Origin of the sequence: Microbacterium sp. B19(2022) (assembly GCF_012030385.1) — a bacterium.
Classification (GTDB): Bacteria; Actinomycetota; Actinomycetes; order Actinomycetales; family Microbacteriaceae; genus Microbacterium; species Microbacterium oxydans_B.
This window is the reverse complement of sequence record NZ_JAAUVO010000022.1, coordinates 39,219-56,543: the sequence shown is the minus strand read 5'-3', so window position 1 is coordinate 56,543 and position 17,325 is coordinate 39,219. Positions and strand designations below refer to the sequence as shown.

29 protein-coding genes are annotated in these 17,325 nt (G+C 65.6%); 8 read left to right on the top strand and 21 right to left on the bottom strand.

Annotated features, from left to right (window positions below):
- Window positions 1–203, bottom strand: a 203-nt coding sequence (locus tag HCX50_RS19760; protein ID WP_205829340.1) for a hypothetical protein, incomplete at its 3' end; no start/stop codon positions are given.
- A gap of 440 nt (window positions 204–643) precedes the next feature.
- Here HCX50_RS19760 and HCX50_RS17215 point away from each other — a divergent pair.
- A complete protein-coding gene (locus tag HCX50_RS17215; protein WP_167635165.1) occupies window positions 644–1,453 on the top strand; it encodes a hypothetical protein in 810 nt (269 codons plus the stop codon).
- 201 nt (window positions 1,454–1,654) lie between these two features.
- Here HCX50_RS17215 and HCX50_RS17210 read toward each other — a convergent pair whose 3' ends face one another.
- The 12 genes from HCX50_RS17210 to HCX50_RS17160 all read right to left on the bottom strand — a co-directional run bounded on the left by HCX50_RS17210 (window position 1,655) and on the right by HCX50_RS17160 (window position 8,042).
- Entirely contained in the window at window positions 1,655–2,659 is a 1,005-nt protein-coding gene (locus HCX50_RS17210; RefSeq protein WP_167635164.1) for a hypothetical protein, read from the bottom strand.
- A 79-nt stretch (window positions 2,660–2,738) separates the two neighbouring features.
- Window positions 2,739–3,197 carry a hypothetical protein gene (locus tag HCX50_RS17205; protein WP_167635163.1) on the bottom strand — a complete coding sequence of 153 codons (459 nt, stop codon included), beginning with the start codon at window positions 3,195–3,197 and terminating at the stop codon, window positions 2,739–2,741.
- Entirely contained in the window at window positions 3,190–3,717 is a 528-nt protein-coding gene (locus HCX50_RS17200; RefSeq protein ID WP_167635162.1) for a hypothetical protein, read from the bottom strand. The genes HCX50_RS17205 and HCX50_RS17200 overlap by 8 nt, the downstream gene beginning before the upstream one ends.
- A gap of 37 nt (window positions 3,718–3,754) precedes the next feature.
- Window positions 3,755–3,958: a helix-turn-helix domain-containing protein gene (locus HCX50_RS20285; RefSeq protein ID WP_443189886.1), complete on the bottom strand. Its 204-nt coding sequence runs from the start codon at window positions 3,956–3,958 to the stop codon at window positions 3,755–3,757.
- A complete protein-coding gene (locus tag HCX50_RS17195; protein WP_205829339.1) occupies window positions 3,955–4,896 on the bottom strand; it encodes a helix-turn-helix domain-containing protein in 942 nt (313 codons plus the stop codon). Before HCX50_RS17195 ends, HCX50_RS20285 begins: the two co-directional genes overlap by 4 nt.
- A gap of 277 nt (window positions 4,897–5,173) precedes the next feature.
- Window positions 5,174–5,842, bottom strand: a complete 669-nt coding sequence (locus HCX50_RS17190; protein WP_205829338.1) for a hypothetical protein — start codon at window positions 5,840–5,842, stop codon at window positions 5,174–5,176.
- A 336-nt stretch (window positions 5,843–6,178) separates the two neighbouring features.
- Entirely contained in the window at window positions 6,179–6,439 is a 261-nt protein-coding gene (locus tag HCX50_RS17185; protein ID WP_167635161.1) for a hypothetical protein, read from the bottom strand.
- Window positions 6,436–6,681, bottom strand: a complete 246-nt coding sequence (locus HCX50_RS17180) for a hypothetical protein (protein WP_167635160.1) — start codon at window positions 6,679–6,681, stop codon at window positions 6,436–6,438. Before HCX50_RS17180 ends, HCX50_RS17185 begins: the two co-directional genes overlap by 4 nt.
- Complete coding sequence (locus HCX50_RS17175) at window positions 6,678–6,980, bottom strand: hypothetical protein (RefSeq protein ID WP_167635159.1); 303 nt, start codon at window positions 6,978–6,980, stop codon at window positions 6,678–6,680. The genes HCX50_RS17180 and HCX50_RS17175 overlap by 4 nt, the downstream gene beginning before the upstream one ends.
- Window positions 6,977–7,438, bottom strand: coding sequence for a hypothetical protein (locus tag HCX50_RS17170; protein ID WP_167635158.1), 462 nt, complete (start codon window positions 7,436–7,438; stop codon window positions 6,977–6,979). The genes HCX50_RS17175 and HCX50_RS17170 overlap by 4 nt, the downstream gene beginning before the upstream one ends.
- Window positions 7,435–7,647, bottom strand: a complete 213-nt coding sequence (locus HCX50_RS17165) for a hypothetical protein (RefSeq protein ID WP_167635157.1) — start codon at window positions 7,645–7,647, stop codon at window positions 7,435–7,437. Before HCX50_RS17165 ends, HCX50_RS17170 begins: the two co-directional genes overlap by 4 nt.
- On the bottom strand, window positions 7,644–8,042 hold the full coding sequence (locus tag HCX50_RS17160; RefSeq protein ID WP_167635156.1) for a hypothetical protein: 399 nt from the start codon (window positions 8,040–8,042) through the stop codon (window positions 7,644–7,646). Before HCX50_RS17160 ends, HCX50_RS17165 begins: the two co-directional genes overlap by 4 nt.
- A gap of 27 nt (window positions 8,043–8,069) precedes the next feature.
- On the opposite strand from HCX50_RS17160, the gene HCX50_RS17155 reads away from it, so the two are divergent.
- Window positions 8,070–8,546 (top strand): hypothetical protein, encoded by a 477-nt coding sequence (locus tag HCX50_RS17155; RefSeq protein ID WP_167635155.1) that lies wholly within the window; start codon window positions 8,070–8,072, stop codon window positions 8,544–8,546.
- 32 nt (window positions 8,547–8,578) lie between these two features.
- Window positions 8,579–8,851: a hypothetical protein gene (locus tag HCX50_RS17150; protein ID WP_167635154.1), complete on the top strand. Its 273-nt coding sequence runs from the start codon at window positions 8,579–8,581 to the stop codon at window positions 8,849–8,851.
- A gap of 17 nt (window positions 8,852–8,868) precedes the next feature.
- Here the strand turns inward: HCX50_RS17150 and HCX50_RS17145 are convergent, their stop codons facing one another.
- The 6 genes from HCX50_RS17145 to HCX50_RS17120 all read right to left on the bottom strand — a co-directional run bounded on the left by HCX50_RS17145 (window position 8,869) and on the right by HCX50_RS17120 (window position 12,102).
- Entirely contained in the window at window positions 8,869–9,303 is a 435-nt protein-coding gene (locus HCX50_RS17145) for a hypothetical protein (RefSeq protein ID WP_167635153.1), read from the bottom strand.
- The gene (locus HCX50_RS17140; RefSeq protein ID WP_167635152.1) at window positions 9,300–10,013 is read right to left on the bottom strand and encodes a hypothetical protein; all 714 of its coding nucleotides are present in this window, start codon (window positions 10,011–10,013) and stop codon (window positions 9,300–9,302) included. The genes HCX50_RS17145 and HCX50_RS17140 overlap by 4 nt, the downstream gene beginning before the upstream one ends.
- Window positions 10,006–10,995, bottom strand: coding sequence for a hypothetical protein (locus HCX50_RS17135; RefSeq protein WP_167635151.1), 990 nt, complete (start codon window positions 10,993–10,995; stop codon window positions 10,006–10,008). The genes HCX50_RS17140 and HCX50_RS17135 overlap by 8 nt, the downstream gene beginning before the upstream one ends.
- Window positions 10,992–11,315, bottom strand: coding sequence for a hypothetical protein (locus tag HCX50_RS17130; RefSeq protein ID WP_167635150.1), 324 nt, complete (start codon window positions 11,313–11,315; stop codon window positions 10,992–10,994). The genes HCX50_RS17135 and HCX50_RS17130 overlap by 4 nt, the downstream gene beginning before the upstream one ends.
- Before the next feature lie 65 nt (window positions 11,316–11,380).
- Window positions 11,381–11,848 (bottom strand): phage antirepressor KilAC domain-containing protein, encoded by a 468-nt coding sequence (locus HCX50_RS19970; protein WP_205829337.1) that lies wholly within the window; start codon window positions 11,846–11,848, stop codon window positions 11,381–11,383.
- Entirely contained in the window at window positions 11,845–12,102 is a 258-nt protein-coding gene (locus HCX50_RS17120; protein ID WP_167635149.1) for a hypothetical protein, read from the bottom strand. The genes HCX50_RS19970 and HCX50_RS17120 overlap by 4 nt, the downstream gene beginning before the upstream one ends.
- 56 nt (window positions 12,103–12,158) lie before the next feature.
- On the opposite strand from HCX50_RS17120, the gene HCX50_RS17115 reads away from it, so the two are divergent.
- From HCX50_RS17115 to HCX50_RS17105, 3 genes are read left to right on the top strand one after another with little or no spacing between them, the layout of a single operon-like run.
- On the top strand, window positions 12,159–12,536 hold the full coding sequence (locus HCX50_RS17115) for a helix-turn-helix domain-containing protein (RefSeq protein WP_167635148.1): 378 nt from the start codon (window positions 12,159–12,161) through the stop codon (window positions 12,534–12,536).
- Window positions 12,537–12,995, top strand: a complete 459-nt coding sequence (locus tag HCX50_RS17110) for an ImmA/IrrE family metallo-endopeptidase (protein WP_205829336.1) — start codon at window positions 12,537–12,539, stop codon at window positions 12,993–12,995.
- Window positions 12,995–14,440 (top strand): recombinase family protein, encoded by a 1,446-nt coding sequence (locus tag HCX50_RS17105; RefSeq protein WP_337750038.1) that lies wholly within the window; start codon window positions 12,995–12,997, stop codon window positions 14,438–14,440. Before HCX50_RS17110 ends, HCX50_RS17105 begins: the two co-directional genes overlap by 1 nt.
- 60 nt (window positions 14,441–14,500) lie before the next feature.
- Here HCX50_RS17105 and HCX50_RS20095 read toward each other — a convergent pair whose 3' ends face one another.
- Complete coding sequence (locus tag HCX50_RS20095; protein ID WP_272953127.1) at window positions 14,501–14,632, bottom strand: hypothetical protein; 132 nt, start codon at window positions 14,630–14,632, stop codon at window positions 14,501–14,503.
- A 130-nt stretch (window positions 14,633–14,762) separates the two neighbouring features.
- On the opposite strand from HCX50_RS20095, the gene HCX50_RS17100 reads away from it, so the two are divergent.
- Window positions 14,763–16,175, top strand: a complete 1,413-nt coding sequence (locus HCX50_RS17100; protein ID WP_167635146.1) for a recombinase family protein — start codon at window positions 14,763–14,765, stop codon at window positions 16,173–16,175.
- 18 nt (window positions 16,176–16,193) lie between these two features.
- Here HCX50_RS17100 and HCX50_RS17095 read toward each other — a convergent pair whose 3' ends face one another.
- Window positions 16,194–16,415, bottom strand: coding sequence for a hypothetical protein (locus tag HCX50_RS17095; protein WP_167635145.1), 222 nt, complete (start codon window positions 16,413–16,415; stop codon window positions 16,194–16,196).
- 358 nt (window positions 16,416–16,773) lie between these two features.
- Between HCX50_RS17095 and HCX50_RS17090 the strand changes: the two genes are divergently transcribed.
- Window positions 16,774–17,307, top strand: a complete 534-nt coding sequence (locus tag HCX50_RS17090; RefSeq protein ID WP_167635144.1) for a sigma factor-like helix-turn-helix DNA-binding protein — start codon at window positions 16,774–16,776, stop codon at window positions 17,305–17,307.
- Window positions 17,308–17,325: the final 18 nt, after the last annotated feature.

The window sequence follows — 17,325 nt, the reverse complement described above, 5'->3', positions numbered from 1 at the left end:
CAGCGGCGGCGGGTGCCACCTCGGGTCCACACGCTGAGGGCGAAGTCCCACCGGGCGAGGCGTCGGCGGGCCTTCGCGGCGTGCGCTCGGAACATATCGGCGTGAGGGTGATCGGAGTCGACCTGTCGAGCGAACTGGTCCCGGGCGAGCCAGGTGGTCGCTGCGGCGTCCCGGTTACGGATCAGCCAGTCGGTGACGCGCATAAGATCTCCTCCCCTACGTGAGTGCTACCAGGCCACGAGGTTTGTGATGACCCGGCTTGCTGCGCTCTCGGCGGCCGCGTGCAGCTTCCTGCGGGCCTCGGCGAGCGTCATCGTGCCCTTCCACCTGTTGCACTTACGATGCATCAGACAGGTGTTCGCACGGTCATACGGTGATCCGCCTCGGGCACGGGGGATGTCCTCGTCGACCTCGGCTCGCATCGGGTGAGGCACGCAGCCAGTGCATCCCGCTCCCCCACACCGAGGGCCATGAGCGCCAGGCATCATCGTGAGCGACTTGTCCACGAGCACCCCGCACAGCGCGCACACGTGCTCCTCGCGGAGGACGCGGATGCGCACCTGTCGGCGTCGATGGCCGTTCGCGTTCGCGGGGATGCTCGCCACTACCCACCCCCGAGCGTCGTCTCCATAGGATCGAGAGCATGACAGCCACCGCACTCCCCGTCGGTGGGAAGCTCAGGTTCGCAGCGGGTGCCGCCAACGCTATGCGCAGTTCGACGTGGATGGTCGTTGGCGGCACCAACGGACGTGACGTCTACGTCGGGATGCGTTCGCAACTACACGAGACGAAGATTTCGCTGCACGCCTCGGGGCAGTGGCGGCTGGCCATGACCAACGACTTCGTCCAGACCAGCACCCCCGTCTGGGACCAGAAGGACTCGGACCTGCGAAGCGCCGACGAAGACCCGCGTGTTGTCACCCGCCTTCCGGTTCCGCCCGAGAAGGATGGATGGCAGCACGCGCTCGACATCGTAATCACCGAGCCTGGGCTGCAGGCCCCGTTCCGCGAGAAACCGGTGAAGGGATCCTCGGTGAGCTGGTGGCCCGCGCCGAAAGGGGAGTTCATCCGTACTTTTGGAGTCTTCATCAGCAACGCCGGGGCCCAAGAGCGCGAGACGACCTTCACCGACCCGGTAGTCGGTGTGATCGAGATGCCCTCTCGGTCCTATGCGGTTGTCGTCACTAAGGTCTTTCATCATCCCGAGCTTGTCGAACTCGTGCGTCAAACTCGAACCGACTTCGAGAACGCAGGATTTCGTCAGGACGACGACCTCAGTCCGTTTCTGCTGCGACTCAATCGCCGGAATAACAACCCGACGACCATCTTTGACCTGGGCTTAGATCCGACCGCTTCGGCAGAGGAGTCGGGTGCGGCCGACCGATCAGACGGTCCGGGCGCGGGGCCTCGATATGACGAAAGCCCCGCCGGATCGGCAGGGCTTGGGTCATAGTTCAGGTGCAAGCACAGCTTAACATAGGCGATGGAAGAGTTTGAAGAGTTTCCGCGTCAGCGATGCATCCGCGCGATCATCAGTGCCCCGAGCGCTGCGGGTATAAGGACGAGGAACGGAGACGTGTGCTCGACGATCGCACTAACCGTGAGAAGCATGATCGAAACCACGCAGAGGAACAGGACTGCTAAGCGCCTGTAATCAGGCCCCTGCCTCGCGTTCCGCCGACGCTGGCTCTTCGTCGAGGGCGGCTTCGAGTGCATCGTCGAATGAGTCACCATCGGTGTCACCTCGCCTCGTACGTCTAACTTCGATCACGGCCCATTCGGTACGAACGTTCTTCCCGGGCTCCTTGATGGTGGTCTCTTTCACCTTGAGCCAGAAGATGTCGTTCTTGTGAATCGCGTCCCCGCGGTCGAGACCGCGGAGGAACTGTACATCCTCGATGGTAGCCGTGCGGGTCCCCTCTCGGGTGGTCTTGACCCTCCACTTAGCCGAGTTGTCGAAGTCGATGGTCGCGAGGATGGCCTCAGTCTCGAATATGCGCTCGTTTTCGTACGTCTCCTCGTGCACCTGGATAGCGGTCAGGTAGTCCGTGCGGATCGCCACCGCGTCCGCCGGGGTGCTCAGAATCTCGTCGGTAGTTGCGCCCAAAGAGGCATCCCGCACCTCCAGCTTGTCCGCATCCGTGTTGAGCGGCGTCATGATCTTGCTCAGGGCCCTGCGAGTCGGACGTTTCATCTCCTGCAGCTTGTCCCACGTCTCACGACGCACTTGGGTCGCCGAGTTGTCGGGCCACTTGACCTTGACATCGCCGTTCTCGAGGTAGTCGAAATCAACGGGCTGCTGCCCTCTTAGACTCCGGATTCCTGCGCCAATTGCATCAGCAACAGACTTACCCGCCGCGGTCCCGACTGCGCCGCTAGCAGCCACCAGCCCCGCCGCCGCGATGGGATTTTCCTGTAGCCAGACGATGGCCTCGAGGATGAACGACCCCTCCTTCGGTGCCCGGATTCGGATCCGCGGTGCAGCACCGTCCCCGAACTCACCCGACTTGGAGAGTTCGCGCGTGAATTCAACGAGTCCCTCAAGCACTTCGGCCAGGTCAGCGGCGCTGATGTCGCGGACGTTGTCGCCGTCATCTGCGAATCGAAGCTGGACGACCCCGTCTTCGATCTCGTCTCGATCCCGCGTGATGGCTACCAATTTTTACTCCCTCGAAGTGACAATCTCCCATCAAGGTAGTGGATACCAGCCTTTGGCCGGGTACCCCGGATGCTCACCCTTAGCGCCAGAGGGTGACGGTCCGCTGATCTTCCGCTTCCTCTTTCGTCGTGACTTCGAAGGGGTCACCCGTCGCGATCGCACTTGCATCCTCGCTCAGAGGACGCCCCGCGAGGGGGTCTAGCTCGAGAGTTTCCACACGCACCTCATACTTCGGTTCCGCCAAGATGTTTGAGATCCCGCCGCTACCCATACCGCCAGAGACCCTGACCTTCCGGGTACGGAAGGTCCGGGCAAGCGAGAGCTTGTCTGCCACCTCCACGACACGCAGAACTGCTTTGATCCTCTTCAAACCCCCGAGGTCTTCACCCGTCTCCGGGTCCGCAACCGACGTCGTCTCGGGATCGATCACGATAACGAAGTCTCCTGCCGCGATACCGTGAGTTTTGCCCCGATTCAGGATCACCTCCCTGTCGCTGACCAGCTTCGCAACCTGTCCAACGATTGGTCCATCACTCATGGTTTTCCTCCTGTGCGGCGAGTTCGGCCAGAATTTCGCTGCCTCGCACCTTTGATTTCTTGAAAGCTTCCACGGCGCCCGGAGCAACTTCATCCCAGTCGGCCATCGTGCTCATGAAATGTCGCTTTGCGCGTTCGAGGTCAGTAGTCATGTTCGCGAGACCAACGTTCAGCCTGATGTCGTGTTCCGCGCTAGTGGAAAGCTGGCCCGCGATGGTCTGGACGTCGCCGACTAGCTCGATTCCGGTCGAAACGTTTTGAAGCGACTGCCGAGCACGTGATTGATGGTCCTCCGGCTTCGGGCTCGGCTGTAACAAGAGTCCCACTGCTACACCTGCCAGCCCCACGCATCCAAGCAAGAACCTCCCCTCGCCTGTCGCCGAGTCGGCGTTGGTGTAAGCGATTAAGGAGAGCACGACGAGCGCCACTGCGATCCAGAACCTGACCCCGAAGTACAGCCGGGAGTGACGAAAATCGACATACGGCACTCCACGCGACTGCTTCGCGTTTGTCGAGGTCATGACGCGAGTGTGCCACGGAGAATGAAGTCTCGCCAATCTAATAGCTCTCCATCTCCCCCGGCTGAGCCTTCCGTGGTCGCCCAATCCGTCGACGCATCCGCTTCTCAGCGGCAAGCACTTCGTCGCGCAAGTATCGCCCATGGCGCGCCTTGAGCTCGTCGGCTTCGACCCAGTTGCGGATTGTGCGCTCGGTACGTCCTGCTGCGTCTGCCGCCTCGGAGAGCGTGAGCCAGAGCTTCATGCCGCCTGTCCTCTCTTGCGTGCTGCCACGGCGAGCACGTCGTCTGTGCGGTATCGGCCGAGGTGCGGCTCAATGTCTCCGGCCTTCACCCAGCCGCGCACGGTGCCCGGTTCGCGGTGCACGAGGCGAGCGGCGTCCACGAGGGTGAGGAGGGTTGGGTCGTGCGGGAGTATCTCTGGAGATGAGGGCTCAGCGAAGACCGACGCCCAGAGGCCGCCGTCGTCGTTCGCGTTCGCTCCCCACTCGCACTCCGGAGTCGTGCAGCGGTAGCGGGAGGGACGGCCGCTACGCCCCGGCTGCACCCGCACGGCCATCAGATCGCACGCCGGGCACGCGGCCTGCGCCCACCGGGGCGCGTCTTCGAGCGGCCAGCGCACGGCGGCATCCGCGACGGTCCACACGTCCGGGGCATCCTTGTGCACGACCATCACGCCCTCACAGAGCGAGTAGACCTGATGCGAGTCGTTCGCCAGGCTGTCGAGGTCCTCGAGGATCACGTCGACGGCGAGCTGCACCACGTCATGCGCGGCATCCGCCGTCGCACCGGCTGGGAGACCAGCACCGGGCCGGTCCTCCCCCGCGACGTGATTCGCCCACATGTTCAGTGTCGTAGTGATGTCGTTCGACGCGTCGATCAGGTCTGCGGCGACGGGCGCCGGGATCTCGATCGACGACGACTGCACACGGATTCGATCGAACGCCGCAGCCTTCGTCGGGTCTGCGATCGAGCGAAGGTGACCGACGATATCCGCGGCATCCTCGAGGTGTCGGCGCAGACGCCGGTAGCAGCGCTCACAGATCAGTACCCCGTCGCGAGCGTCGACCTGCGCGCACCCAGGGCACGGGTTGTCCCCCTTGTAGTCATCGCCGTTGCGGTCGCAGATCGCGAAGTGCTCGCCATGCCGGAGGCACCCACGGATGCAGTAGCGGTCAGACATGCTCCACCTCCACTCGATCGGTGCAGACGCAGTCGACCTCCTCATCCGGGTCACGGGACACGATGATCGACAGCTTCCCGTGGCACCACTTGCATGCGTCGTGGCCCTCAGAACGGTTCATGATGCTGTCCTCCTCCGTGCCGCGAGCATGGATTCACGGCGGATCTTGTATGCGGTCTCCCGCGGGGTCTCATCGGCCTCGGCCATGAGGCGGAATCTGAACTGCTGGTCCTTCGTGAACCTCGTGACGGTCATTTCGACGAAGTCAGCGAGGGCATCAGAATGGATCACCGCCCCACTCCTCTCCGGTGTCCTGCGTTTGCTCGTACTCGGTCATCTGCTCGCCGTAGCGGGCCTCCTGGACCCAGCGATCGTGCCTGCGGCGCGCGGTACCGCAGGGACCGCAGTCCTTGAACCTGCCGAAGGGGTGATCGGGGCATCCGATGGGCGGAGCATCCAGCAACAGCGGTCTCCGAGGCGGCTGAGGCTTGCTCTCGTGCTCGTCCGCCCAGCGTGCCCACTCCGACATCCGCTCGGCCTGCTCGGCACGCACCCGCTCCCCCGCTCTCGCCCGCGCTCCCCCCACAGCCGCGAACGTTCGCGAAGTTTCGCGAACGGGCGGATCGGGGCAGTTCGACCACGCGAGCCGGGCGTCCAACTTCAGCGGCCGCCGTAGGGCTAGATACTCGGTCCCGTCCTCCATGTAGAAGTCGAGGAACCCGGACTCGTCGAGCATCAGCAGGTGGTTGATGATGAGTTCCGTCGCCGCCTCGCCGGGATAGATCGCCGCCGCCAGCAGCTCCGGCACCACCTCGCGACGGCCGAGCCCGTCCGTGTGCAGCCACAGACCGATCGCTGTCGGCTTCGCGGCCATCGGTGCTCGCAGGTATCCCGTGAACTGCAGATCCTCCGCGCTGATCTTCCGTTGCACGTTCTTCGTTGACACCTTGATCGTTCCCTCTCGCGAATCCCTCGAAACACAGGTCGACGGCGAGCTGCAGGTGGTGCTCGTCGACTTCGAAGCACTCGGTCCACCCGCGGCCCATGAACAGCAGCTCCCGCGCCTCGTTCTCGTTGCGGAACGCCTTCGGGAACCATCGGCGCAGAGTGCGCAGCGCCTCGGCCTCCCAGGTGGCATCCGTTCCGCGTGCGAGGACGATGATGTGCCCGCCCGAGCGGGTCATCATCTGCACTCGGTGGAAGCGCCACGCGCGGCCCACCTTCAGCACCCCCGCTTCGGGCCAGTACACGACGTACGTCATCGCGAATTTCGGCATGGCACTCATCGCGGTGCCTCGTCGAGCGCGTCGGCGATGGCAGTGGCGAACGCGATCGACCAATCGACCAGCACGGCGACGGCGGACCCAAGCGCCGTGCCGAGCGCCGCGAAGGCCTCGCGTGACTCGCGCGCTTCCCTCTCGCGCTCGGCAAGCTCCATCGCATCGACGTCGACGCCGATGCGGACCAACGCGGCGCGTGCACTCACATCGATCTGCTTCTGAATACGTCGGTCCGCATCACGGATCTCACGCGCGACATTCATCGGACACCTGCCTTCTTCTTGCGGGGCACGGGGTCGCCGCGCCATTCCCTGTGCGCGTCGGAGACCTTCGAGCACAGGCCTAATTTGTCGAGGCGGTAGACCGTCTGACCGCAGAGGCGGCACTGCGGCCAGCCCTCGTGCATCATCGCGACGATGCGGAGACGGTCGAGCGTGACCTCACGGTTCGACGTCCACTGCTTCTCCTCTGCTTCCGCCGGCGCGACGGCGAGCACGGGGGTCATGCTGCGTCCTCGATGAGCTCGGCCTCGCGCTGCCTCTGCCATGCCCGCTCGAACTTCGCGAACGTGATCCGCGGGTGCTTCTCCCAGTGCTCGATGAGCTCCTCGGAGGCATACGCGCGGGCACGCACCTCCGTCCCCATGAACAGGGTGAACGGGTTGATCTTCTTCTCCCGCCCGCGAGCGTTCAGCATCGCGCCGTTCGTCGCCGCCTCGGCCGCCTCATACTGCGCATAGAGGGTGTCGTCATACTCGGCGCGGCACTCACGCCACGCGGAGAAGGCCTCGCTGATGATGCTCACCGCTTCACCTCCGGTCGCACGCTTCGGATCTTCTCGAAGGGAACGCGGTCGACCCAGGAGTAGCCGGTCTCAACGGACACGGTCTTCGCGTTGATCTTGCGCACCTGGCGCCACGAGATCCCGTCGTGGATGAACTCGGCTCCGGTCAGGTCGTCGCGCGTGAAGTGCACTCGCTCCGCTTCAGCGATCCGCCGCTCGAGCGACCGGACTCGGTGCGACCACTTCTGGATGCGTTCGTCGGCCTCCTGATGTGCACGGTAAGCACGATCATGGGCACCGCGAACCTGACCTGCGGCCCTCTGATTGCCGGATCCGCCGAAGCCCGGGATGCCGCCGCCCATCTCGTGTGCGGAGGCCGATAGGCGCTCGGCCTGCTCTTTGGCGTGCTGTGCCGCCTTGAGTCGATCCCGCGAGTACGCGAGCTTTGCCCGCATCTCGTCCGTCGTCGTCATGTTCATGCGATCGCCTCCCGTTCTGCGGCCCAAGCGTTAGCGCGCTTCACCCGCTCGGTGAACGCCGGGTTCGGCTCGTAGCCGAGGAGCGTCCTCACCCATCGAGTGGGGCGACCCTCGACGACCGCGTTGTACTCGTCACGCAGCGCACCGACCTTTGTCATTCCTCTGCGCTTGTCGGCGGGCCGCGGTGGCAGCACAGTGCGGCGGCTCATGCGATCGCCTCATGCCAGGCCAGCCACTCAGCGCCGTAGACGCTGCAGCCCATCTCCATCGCGACAGCGCGAGAGATCCGAATGCGGACCACGCCCTCGAAGCGGTACCAGGACATCTCGATCGGGTAGAACACCGGCACACGCTCGGGGTGAGTCACCCAGCGGCGGACCTTCCACCCGAAGCGGAGCGCCTGCGCCTGCAGTGCGCCCTCGCAGGCCGCGTTGCAGAACGCGCAGAGCGACAGGCCATCGACGGGCGACGGGACGTTCTTCGACCCGCCCATGCCGACCGCGCGGCGGTGCTGGAACGTGAGCACCAGCACACCGCACGCTGCGCAGCGACGCTCGTCACGCTGGTAGACGGCGTTGCGCGTCTCCGTGGTCGGCGCGCTCATCGGGTCGCCCCCGATAGAGTGCCGAGCGTGACTCCAGAGCAATGGACCGACTTCATCGCAGCAACAGCGCCACCGTTGACCGCCGCGCTGATCGCGTTGGCAACGGCGATCATTGCCTTCTGGTTGAACGATCGAGCTGCGCGAAAACGGCAACTCCGCGAGCGCCAGGATGCGGCGATGGAGCACGTCATGGATGCCTTCGGCATTGTGCAGCGCGCACCCGACCTGACGCCGCAGGTCATCGACGCTTTCATCGACTCGCTGATGCGATTCACATGGCTGCTCGACGCCCGCGACGAGGTGGTTACGAACTGGGTAAACGCCATGGGCAACCAGACCGTCAAGGAGTATCGCGAATCGGGCGGACGCTGGGAATCCGTTGGAAGGCTGAAGGGCCGCGTCGTTTTGGGGCTGCGCGATTGGCGTCTCCGCCCGGCACGCACGCGGCGACGGATGATCCTCGAGCTGAGAGATCTCGACTTGCTCCCTAAATACCCCGGCTGACCCGTCGAGGTCTCCCCCGGTAGAGTGCGGGCATGACTCAGATCATTCGCCCCGACGTGCTCACCGGCTCCCCCAGCTACGAGAGCGAGCCGCTCCCGATCGCTCAGTCGTTCATCGACAAGGTGAACGAAGTGGGATCCACGGAAACCGACGATGTCCTTCTTCAGACCCTCGAAGCCAGCATCTTGGCGATCGCAAGCCTCGAGCTTCGGCTTACCTCTCTGGTCAATGCCATCGGAGCCGTCGAGCTGCAGAAGCCGAATCTCTTCCTTGGCACCGTTCGCGGAGACGACGCTCCTCAATAGACGCTCTCGGCTGCCCATCATCGGTGTTCTCCTCGGAAATTGGCGTTCAGGGAGCGAAGGATCTCGATGTCCTCGCTGAGGGTCTTGCGCATCTCGCGGGCGTACTCGAGGGCGAGCTCGGCGACATCGATCGCTTCCCATGCCTTGAGTACGTCGGCGTCGCTCTCGGCGACGAGGCGGCGGGTCTCGGCGTCGCGGCCGATCGCGGCCTGGCGGGCGTAGCCGCGTGCAACGATCAGGTTCCGCTTCGCGTCCTTCACGGCCTTCGAGCGGGCGGCGAGCACGGCCGGCGCGTGAGCGATCATGGCCCGCGCCTTCAGGAGCGCGCCCGCGCACTGCACCGGAGTCGGGAACAGCTGGATCAGCTCGTCCTCGTTCAGCGCGGCGAGATCCAGCGGCACGAGTTCGACACCGCCCTCTGCGACGGTGCCCGTGGCGTCGTCGACGATCATCGCTTCCCACCCTTCTTGCGGGCGGCCTTGCGACGCTCCGCACGGTTCGCCGGCGGCAGGTAGTCGCGCGGTGCGGGACGCTGCGACGCGACATGCTCGGCAGGCGTCCATGCGTCTTCCGGTTCGGTCGCGGTGAGCGCACGGCGGCGCGTGGTAAGCGCGAGATGCAGCGCCGTTCCTGCCGCGTTCGGCTTGAGGACCTTCGCGGCGCGCGCCTCGCTGTCGAGCTCGTCGAGCTGCTCACGGGTCTCGGCGGCGGCGAACTCCGCCGCCCAGTCGCGATCCCCTGTCGGAGCCTTGGCTTCCGTCGCGACGAGCCCGGTGACCCGCTCGTCGGCTTCATCCTCGATGCGCACGTTGCCGAGCAGCTCACGGAATGTCTGGCGGTAGGCGACCATGCGCACGGTGCGGCCGAAGTGACGCATCGGCGAACGAAGCCACTTCCCCGCCCACTCCTCGGACGCCTCCGGGAACTGCTCATCCCAGCGGATGATCGCTGTCGTGGGGATGCGCACGTCCTTGCGGTGCACCGCGACTCGAGCGAACTGCGGATGCGCGATGTCGTCGGTCGGCGACCATGCCGGGGTCCAGGTGACCCCGTCGTCGGAGAACTCGATCACTCCGGTGCCGTCCCAGAGTCCGGAGCCGTTGACGATGCGCTCGACCTCGGCGATCGTCTTGACCTCGGGGATCGTGTTGGGGTCAGACATTCTCGGCCTCCTGGAAGCGCAGCGACGTGCGGCGTGCGGTCTTCGGGTAGTACTGCTTCGCTGACGCCTCGAGTAGTGCGAGTTCGACGCGCAGCATCTCCGCGTATCCGTGCACTTCGGGAGACGCGGCCTTCCATGCGGCCTCGTCGATCGACGTGGACTCGGTGACGATGCTCTGGAAGCCGCCGTCTTCGGTCATGCCGACCGCGCCAAATCGATCGGCGTGCGGGAGCTTCGCGATCGCCTTCTTCACGGCATCGTTCGCTTCCTTCTCGGCAGCGGCCGCGGCGTCGAGCTGGCGCTTCAGCGGTGCCCACTTCGCCTGCGCGGCGGCGACGTCCTCGGGCAGGTCGTCGAAGTCGGGGCATCCGGCGTCGCGCCACGCGAGGAACTTGTCGGCCCGGTAGATGAGAAAGGCGAGGAGCTCGTCGTCGGGGTCATCGACGAACTGCCAGTCAGCGCCGTCGACCGGCGGCATGTCGTCCTCGTCGCGGACCTCAGACCCGTAGAGGCCGAACTCTGCGCCGAGTACGTAGCGCTGCCAGACGGCCTGCGCTTTGTGGTCCTTCGGGAACGCGTCGCCCTTGTATCCGTGCTCGTGCGACTTCACCTCGACGGTGCAGAGTCCGCCGGCGAGGAGGCCGATGCCGTCGGGGGTCGCGCGGTGGCGGTCGTTCTCTGCGGCCGCCCAGAGCCCCCCGTTCGCGGTGACCCAGTCGAGCTCGTCGATCGCCTCCGCGATAAGCGCCGCTTCACGGGCGGACCCGGCGCGGGTCAACTTCGTGCCGACGAAGGTCGACCCGTTCATCTTCTGCTCGAGGATGCGACGCCAGGTCTTGATGCCGCCGGTCGCGATCGCCCACGCCTCGGAGGCCGTGACGCCCTCTCCGCGCTCGAGCATCCACACCGTGCGAGGAGCGTTTTCAGGAACGATCAGCCGCGCAGTCGTCTTCGTGTCCAGGCTCGGCATCGTCGTGGTCATGGCTGGTCCTTCTTCGGGATGCGGATGAGGAATGCGGCGGCGAACGTCGCGAGGCTGATGAGGACGCCGAGATCGGCGCCGTTAAATCCGGTTGTCGGATCGGCTGCGGGCGGGCCGCATACCGCGGCGCCGAGGAGGGCGATGACCAAGAGGGCCATGCGCCACGGCGCGAGGGGCCAGAAGCGGCGGGGGTCGGTGGCGATCGGGCCCACGATGGCGGGCTCGGTGCGCTCGATGACGCTGAGGTGCATGTCAGCGGTCAGCGGAGCGAAGTCGTCCACCGGTTCGACGTTCTCGTCGGTATCCTGCGGCTGAGGCATGTGCTTGCCTTTCGTTTTCGGTGGGGCGTCCGGTGCAACGGGCGCCCCGCTTTCGTGTGTGTGGGTCAGGGAGTAAGTGCGCCCGCGCCGAGGCGGACGCGGAGGCGTTCGACGCCCTTCGCGGTTACGCGCACCTGCGGGGCTGCAGGCACGAGGTCTCCTGTGTCACGGTCCCGATAGGGAGCCATCGCGCGCACCTTGAGGAATCCGGCGTCGACTGCGCGTGCGTACGGCGCCCAGCGACGCTTCTCGCCGCGGTAGATCCAGCCGAGCTCGTGGAGCGTTTCGAACAGTCGCTGCGGGCCGGTCTCGATGCCTGCGCGGCTCAGCATCGGGGCGACGTCGCGCACGGCGTAGTCCGTGCCGGCGCCGGCGATCTCGTCCCATGCCTCAGCACGAGGCGCGAGCTTCGCAGCAGCGGAGCGCGCGTCGCGCTGAGCGAGGTTCTCAAGGATGCGAGCTGCGATGTCGCCGGATCGCCGCCAGGCAGCATCCGACGGCTCGTTGCGGGCCTTGACGATGACGGCGCTCACGATGCCGCCGCCAGGACTGGCTGCAGCTGGCGCGCCGCAGTAAGCAGCGAGACGAGGTCGCTCCCCAGGGCCGTTGCGATGACCTCAACCTCATCGAGAGGGAAGCTCGACGGGTTGACCTTGTGCAGTCGGCGAGCGAGTGTCCGCATCGGGATGCCGGTCTCTTCGGAGAGCCACTCATGGGTGAGTCCCCGCTCGTCGAGCGCCATACGAACGACTGCGGTCACCTTCGCGCTGATCGGTTGCGTTGCCATATGGCAATGATGCGATGAACGTTGCCAAATGGCAAGTCACCTGCCACAATTGGCAGGTGCCCACCGGAACTCAACCGCTGCCCAGCCCCCTGAGCCAGCACGTCGGCCTGCTGCTCAGCGAGGCCATCTCCGACCGCGGCCTCGCGCAGGCCCGCGTCGCGGACGAGGCCGGGATCTCCCCGTCTCAGCTGTCCAGAGCCCTGACCGGCAAGAAGGTCTTCACGCTCGACCAGCTTGACGCCGTGTGCGATGTCATCGGCGTAGACCTGATCGAGGTCATCGCCGCAGCGGACGCCGCTACGAAGGCGCGACCACGGCGGAAGTCCGGCGAACTCATCCACGGCCAGTTCGGTGTCAGTGGATCACCAGAGGATATGCGAGCGGTCGCGAAGAAGAAGTCGCGCGACCCCGGAGGGGACGAGGGGGAGTTCTGAGTGGACTCGAAGATTCTTGAGTTGTACGAAATGCTCGACGCGCTCGGCGTGCGGGTCGAGTTCTGCGACCTGCCCGGCGATCGCGACGGCGAGTACCTGCACACCGAGCGCCTGATCCGCATCCAGCATGATCTGCTGCTGCGGCGTTACGCCAGCACGCTCGCGCATGAAACCTGTCACGCTGTCTACTGCGATATTCCGACACGCTTCGGCCCTGTGAATGCAAAGCGTGAGCGGCGCGCCGATGAGTGGGCGGCGCTTCGCCTGATCGACCCCGACGACTACCGCCGCGAGGAAGCCCGTCACGACGGCCACCTCGAGGCGATGGCGATCGCTCTGCACGTCACTACTGATCTCGTCGAGGCCTTCCGCCGCGTCCTGCTCCGCGTCGATCAAGACGTCTACATCGCGCCGAAGATGGGCGCCGGGCAGTGGGCTCACCGCATCGAGGTCAGCTGATGGCCAACCCGCGGCGGCACGTCGCCGCCACTCCCGCGCACAGACGTGGACTCGGGATGATCCGCGTCTCGCGCGAGCGTGACGGCATGACCTCGCCTGACGTCCAGCGCCATGCGATCGAGAGCTACGCAGCTGCGAACGGAATCGACATCGTCGACTGGGTCGAGGGCATCGACGAAACCGGCTCCCGCGCGCGCTCAGCCTGGTGGCCGAGACTTGACCAGTCAATCGAGCGTCTCGAAGCTGGCGAGTTCGAGGTGATCGTTGTCTGGAAGTTCTCTCGAACCGCCCGCCACCGTCTTACGTGGGCGGTCGCTCTCGATCGCGTGGATGCTCTCGGCGGCGGGCTACTCTCGGCGACCGAACCGATCGATGACCGCACCTCACATGGAAGGCTCGCCCGAGGCATGGTTGGAGAGTTCAACGCGTACCAAGCCGACCTGATCGGTGACACCTGGCGAGAGGCACATGCTCGCCGCTTCCGCGAGGGGAAGCCGATCAACGGTAAGCCCCGCTTCGGATACGCCTATTCCCCCGCCGATGGTTTCACTCCCGACCCGATCACGGGCCCGGTGCTCGCTGACGCCTACCGACGGTACATCGCCGGCGAGAGCGTCTACGCCCTCGTGCGGTGGCTCAACGACGGTCCCACTCGTCCTGTCGGCGGCTACGGGGGTACCGGCGACGGTCTCTGGTCCGAACGGACGCTTCGACGAGTGCTGGACTCTGGCTTCGCCGCGGGACTCATCACCTATCAGGGCGAGCAGAAGCAAGGGATCCACGCCCCGATACTCACGGCCGCCGAGTGGGATGCCTACTGCGAGGCCCGTGGACGTCGGCGGGTGTACAGGCGATCCGAGCGGTCGACCTACGCGTACTCCGGCATGGTCTGGTGCGCATGCGGCTCGAAGATGCACGGCGGCGCCCGCGGCCACGACCGAGCGAACTCGTACCGATGCAAGGACGGCAAGGAAAAGGGCACCCACGACGGCGGCTACGTCGCAGAAGGACTCATCCACCAAGCGGTCAGGGCTTGGCTGAACGAACGTGAGAGCCGGGTTCGAGCCGAAGCCGAGGCGGGCATACAACGCCGACCACGGCGACTTACCGTCGACCCGACAGCCGATCTCAAGCGGCGCCTCGCCGACCTCGCCAACCGCCAGGTGGTGCTCGCAGAGCAGCGCCTCACGATGGGGATGCCCCAGGCGGCGTATGAAACGCTGCGCGACCGATACGCGAGCGAGGCCGCTGCGCTCGAGCAAGAGCTTCGGACAACAGAGGTGCAGCAGGCCGCGCCGATTCGTGTCCTTCCTGTGCTGCTCGACCGGTGGGACGACCTCGAGGTGTCGGAGCGACGCGAGTATCTGCGGGCGCTGGTCGCTCGTATCGTCGTGACCCCGGGGCGCCCCCGCGCCCAGATCGAGATCGTCGCGCACAGCTCCTAGGACCATTACGGGATCAGGACACAGTCACGAGTGTGATTGGTGCTCGATCCCGCCGCGGGATCAGGGCATAGTCACGAACGTGACGAGCACCCAGCCCGGCACGTCGCCCGCTTCGTCGTCAGCGAACGCACGGAATCGGGTCGCAGTGCCGCTCCACGGGAGTAGCCGGCGGGCACGGGTTCGTGCAGTCATGGTGGTCCTTTCGTTGGTGGTCAGCCGATACCGAGTCGGAGGATGAAGAGTCCCGGGTAGACGGCGAACAACACCGACAACGGGAGGATGAGGAAGACGAGCGGCGCAAGTATGGCGCTAAGGTACCTTCATGGATTGCGTTATCTACACCCGCATCAGCCTTGACCGCACGGGTGAGGGGCTCGGGGTGGCCCGCCAGGAGCAGGAGTGCCGCGCCCTGGCTGAGCGGCTGGGTATGACAGTCGCCCAGGTGTTCAGCGACAACGACATCAGCGCCACCAGCGGAAAGGTACGCCCCGGCTTCGAGGCCATGCTGGACGCGCAGCCCCCGGCCATCATCGCCTGGCATCAGGACCGGCTGCTGCGCCTGACCCGTGACCTGGAGCGGGTGATCGCGCTGAACGTGCCCGTCTATACCGTCACCGCAGGCACGCTGGACCTGACCACGCCCGCAGGCCGTGCCGTGGCGCGCACCGTGGCCGCGTGGAGCCAGTACGAGGGCGAGCAGAAGGCCACACGTCAGGTAGCCGCCAACGTGCAGCGCGCAGCCAACGGCGTGCATCAGGGACGCGTGGGTTACGGCTACCGGCGCGAGGGGGCCGCTGTGATGCTGCATGACGCTGAGGCCGCTACTATCCGCGCAGCCGTAAGGCGCGTGCTCGATGGGGAGTCGCTGCGGGCTATCTGCAAGGGGTTGGACGCGCAGCAGGTGCCGACGCCAGGCCGGGGCGCAGGCTGGAACACCACGACTCTGAAGCAGTTATTGCTCAGGCCCAGTCTGGCCGGGTTGACTGTCCACAGAGGGCAGGTCGTAGGCCGCTCCCCTGCCATCGCCCCGCGCGTCATCGACGAGGACACTCATGAGCGCCTGAAGGCCGTGCTGACTGACCCGCTGCGCCGCACCAGCCCCGCAGGCCGTGCGCCAAAGTACCTGCTGGGTGGCATCGCCCGCTGCGGTCGCCTTACAGGTGCGCTGGATGAGGCCGGCGAGCCAGTGGAGTGCGGTGGCGTGATGGTGCGCGCAGTGGGCCGCAAGACACCGCAGCCCAACGGCACGAAGCGTCAGCCCCCGAGCTACGTGTGCAGCGAGTGTTACCGGGTGCGGCGCAAGCAAGACCTCGTAGACGCTCTGGTAGAGGGAATCGTGGTGGGCCGCTTGCAGATGCCTGATGCTGCCCTGCTGTTCATCCAGGGCGACCCCGCTGCGCTGCAAGAGGCGCGTGACACCATCGAGGCGCTGGACGCCCGCCTGGCCAATGCTGCCGACATGTTCGCCGCGGGTGACATTGACGCGGCGCAGCTCACGCGCATTACCGAGCGGCTGCGGGCTGACCGTGTGCAGGCTGCGGCTGCCCTGGATGCTGCGCTGCCCCCTGCCGTACCCGCCGACCTGATCGGCCCCAACGCGCGCCAGGTGTGGGACGGGCTCAGCATGGACGTCAAGCGCGCAGTGCTCGATACCCTCGTGACGGTGACCATCCTGCCCAGCGGCAGCGGCAAGGCTTTCGACCCGGACACCGTGCGTGTCACGTGGAAGAGCTAAACCGCGAGCGCGGTGCGATCAGAGTTTCTCCCGCAGCCAGTCGGGCATGTTCGGGCTGTCTAGAGTCCAGGACTCCTGCACCGTCTCGCCGTGTTCCCAGTTACTCTCATCCCCATCGAAGAACTTGAAGCGGTTGCACTTGTACTTGACTACTGTGTCGCCTTCGAGGCGGTACTCGTTCCAGTAGTAGTTCTGCTTGCCGTGGCCCTTCCACTCCTGGGTGGTGTAGATCGTCGTCATGACGCCTGAGTGTAGCGGCGAGGCGAGCGGCGATGGGCGTCTGTCCCTGGCCCGAACGGCCCCCTTCAGGCACCTAGCTGTCCGCCTCCACGAGCGCCTATGCCGCAGCGAGGCCGCAATCCGAACTACTTCGGCGGCACGTGAACAGATTCGCGGTTCTGATCGCCTGCTTAGAAGTAGAGGTACACGCTGGATCGATGTCGGACCCCGCGTGTAGACTCTGACTACTAACTCAAGAACACGGGAGCTCCGGACCTGGTGTGGCCAAACGTGCCTCGCCAAATACCCTCCGTACTTACAGCCTCAGTTCGCATGACCTCACGGTCGTGGGGAGCTCTCCTTTTATCCAGGATGGAGCATGACCATGATCGAGCCCTTTACCAAGCGCGAACTTCGAATCGTCCACGCCACCGTGCGGCGTAACGCGACTTCGCCCTTCCTCACACGCGACGACGCCGACGAGATCACCGGCGACGTGCTGCTGGCTGCCTCGCGCACCGCGCCCCGCGACGGCATTTCCGTCTTCGCCGCCGCGATCGCCAACACCCATCGGCCTCGCTACATCGCGGACAAGGTCAAGGGCGCCGAGCCCTTCGCGACAAGCTTCCGCTTCGGCGTACAGTCGCGCGCCGAGGGCATGACAGTAGAAGACTCGGACAACTACACGCTGTACCGGTCCGACGTCTACCAGCGCCCGTCCATCGGCGAACTGGAGATCCGCGACCTCATCCGTCGCCTCCCCCTCGCCCAGGCGCGGGCGTTCACCCTGTGCGGCGAATACGGCTACAGCTACCCCGACGCGGCATCGATCCTCGGCGTATCCGAGTCGACAGTTCGCCGGAACCTCGCTCTCGCACGCGCTTCACTGCAGGAGTCCCTGCGCAACCCCTAAGACTTGGTTCGCCTAGCG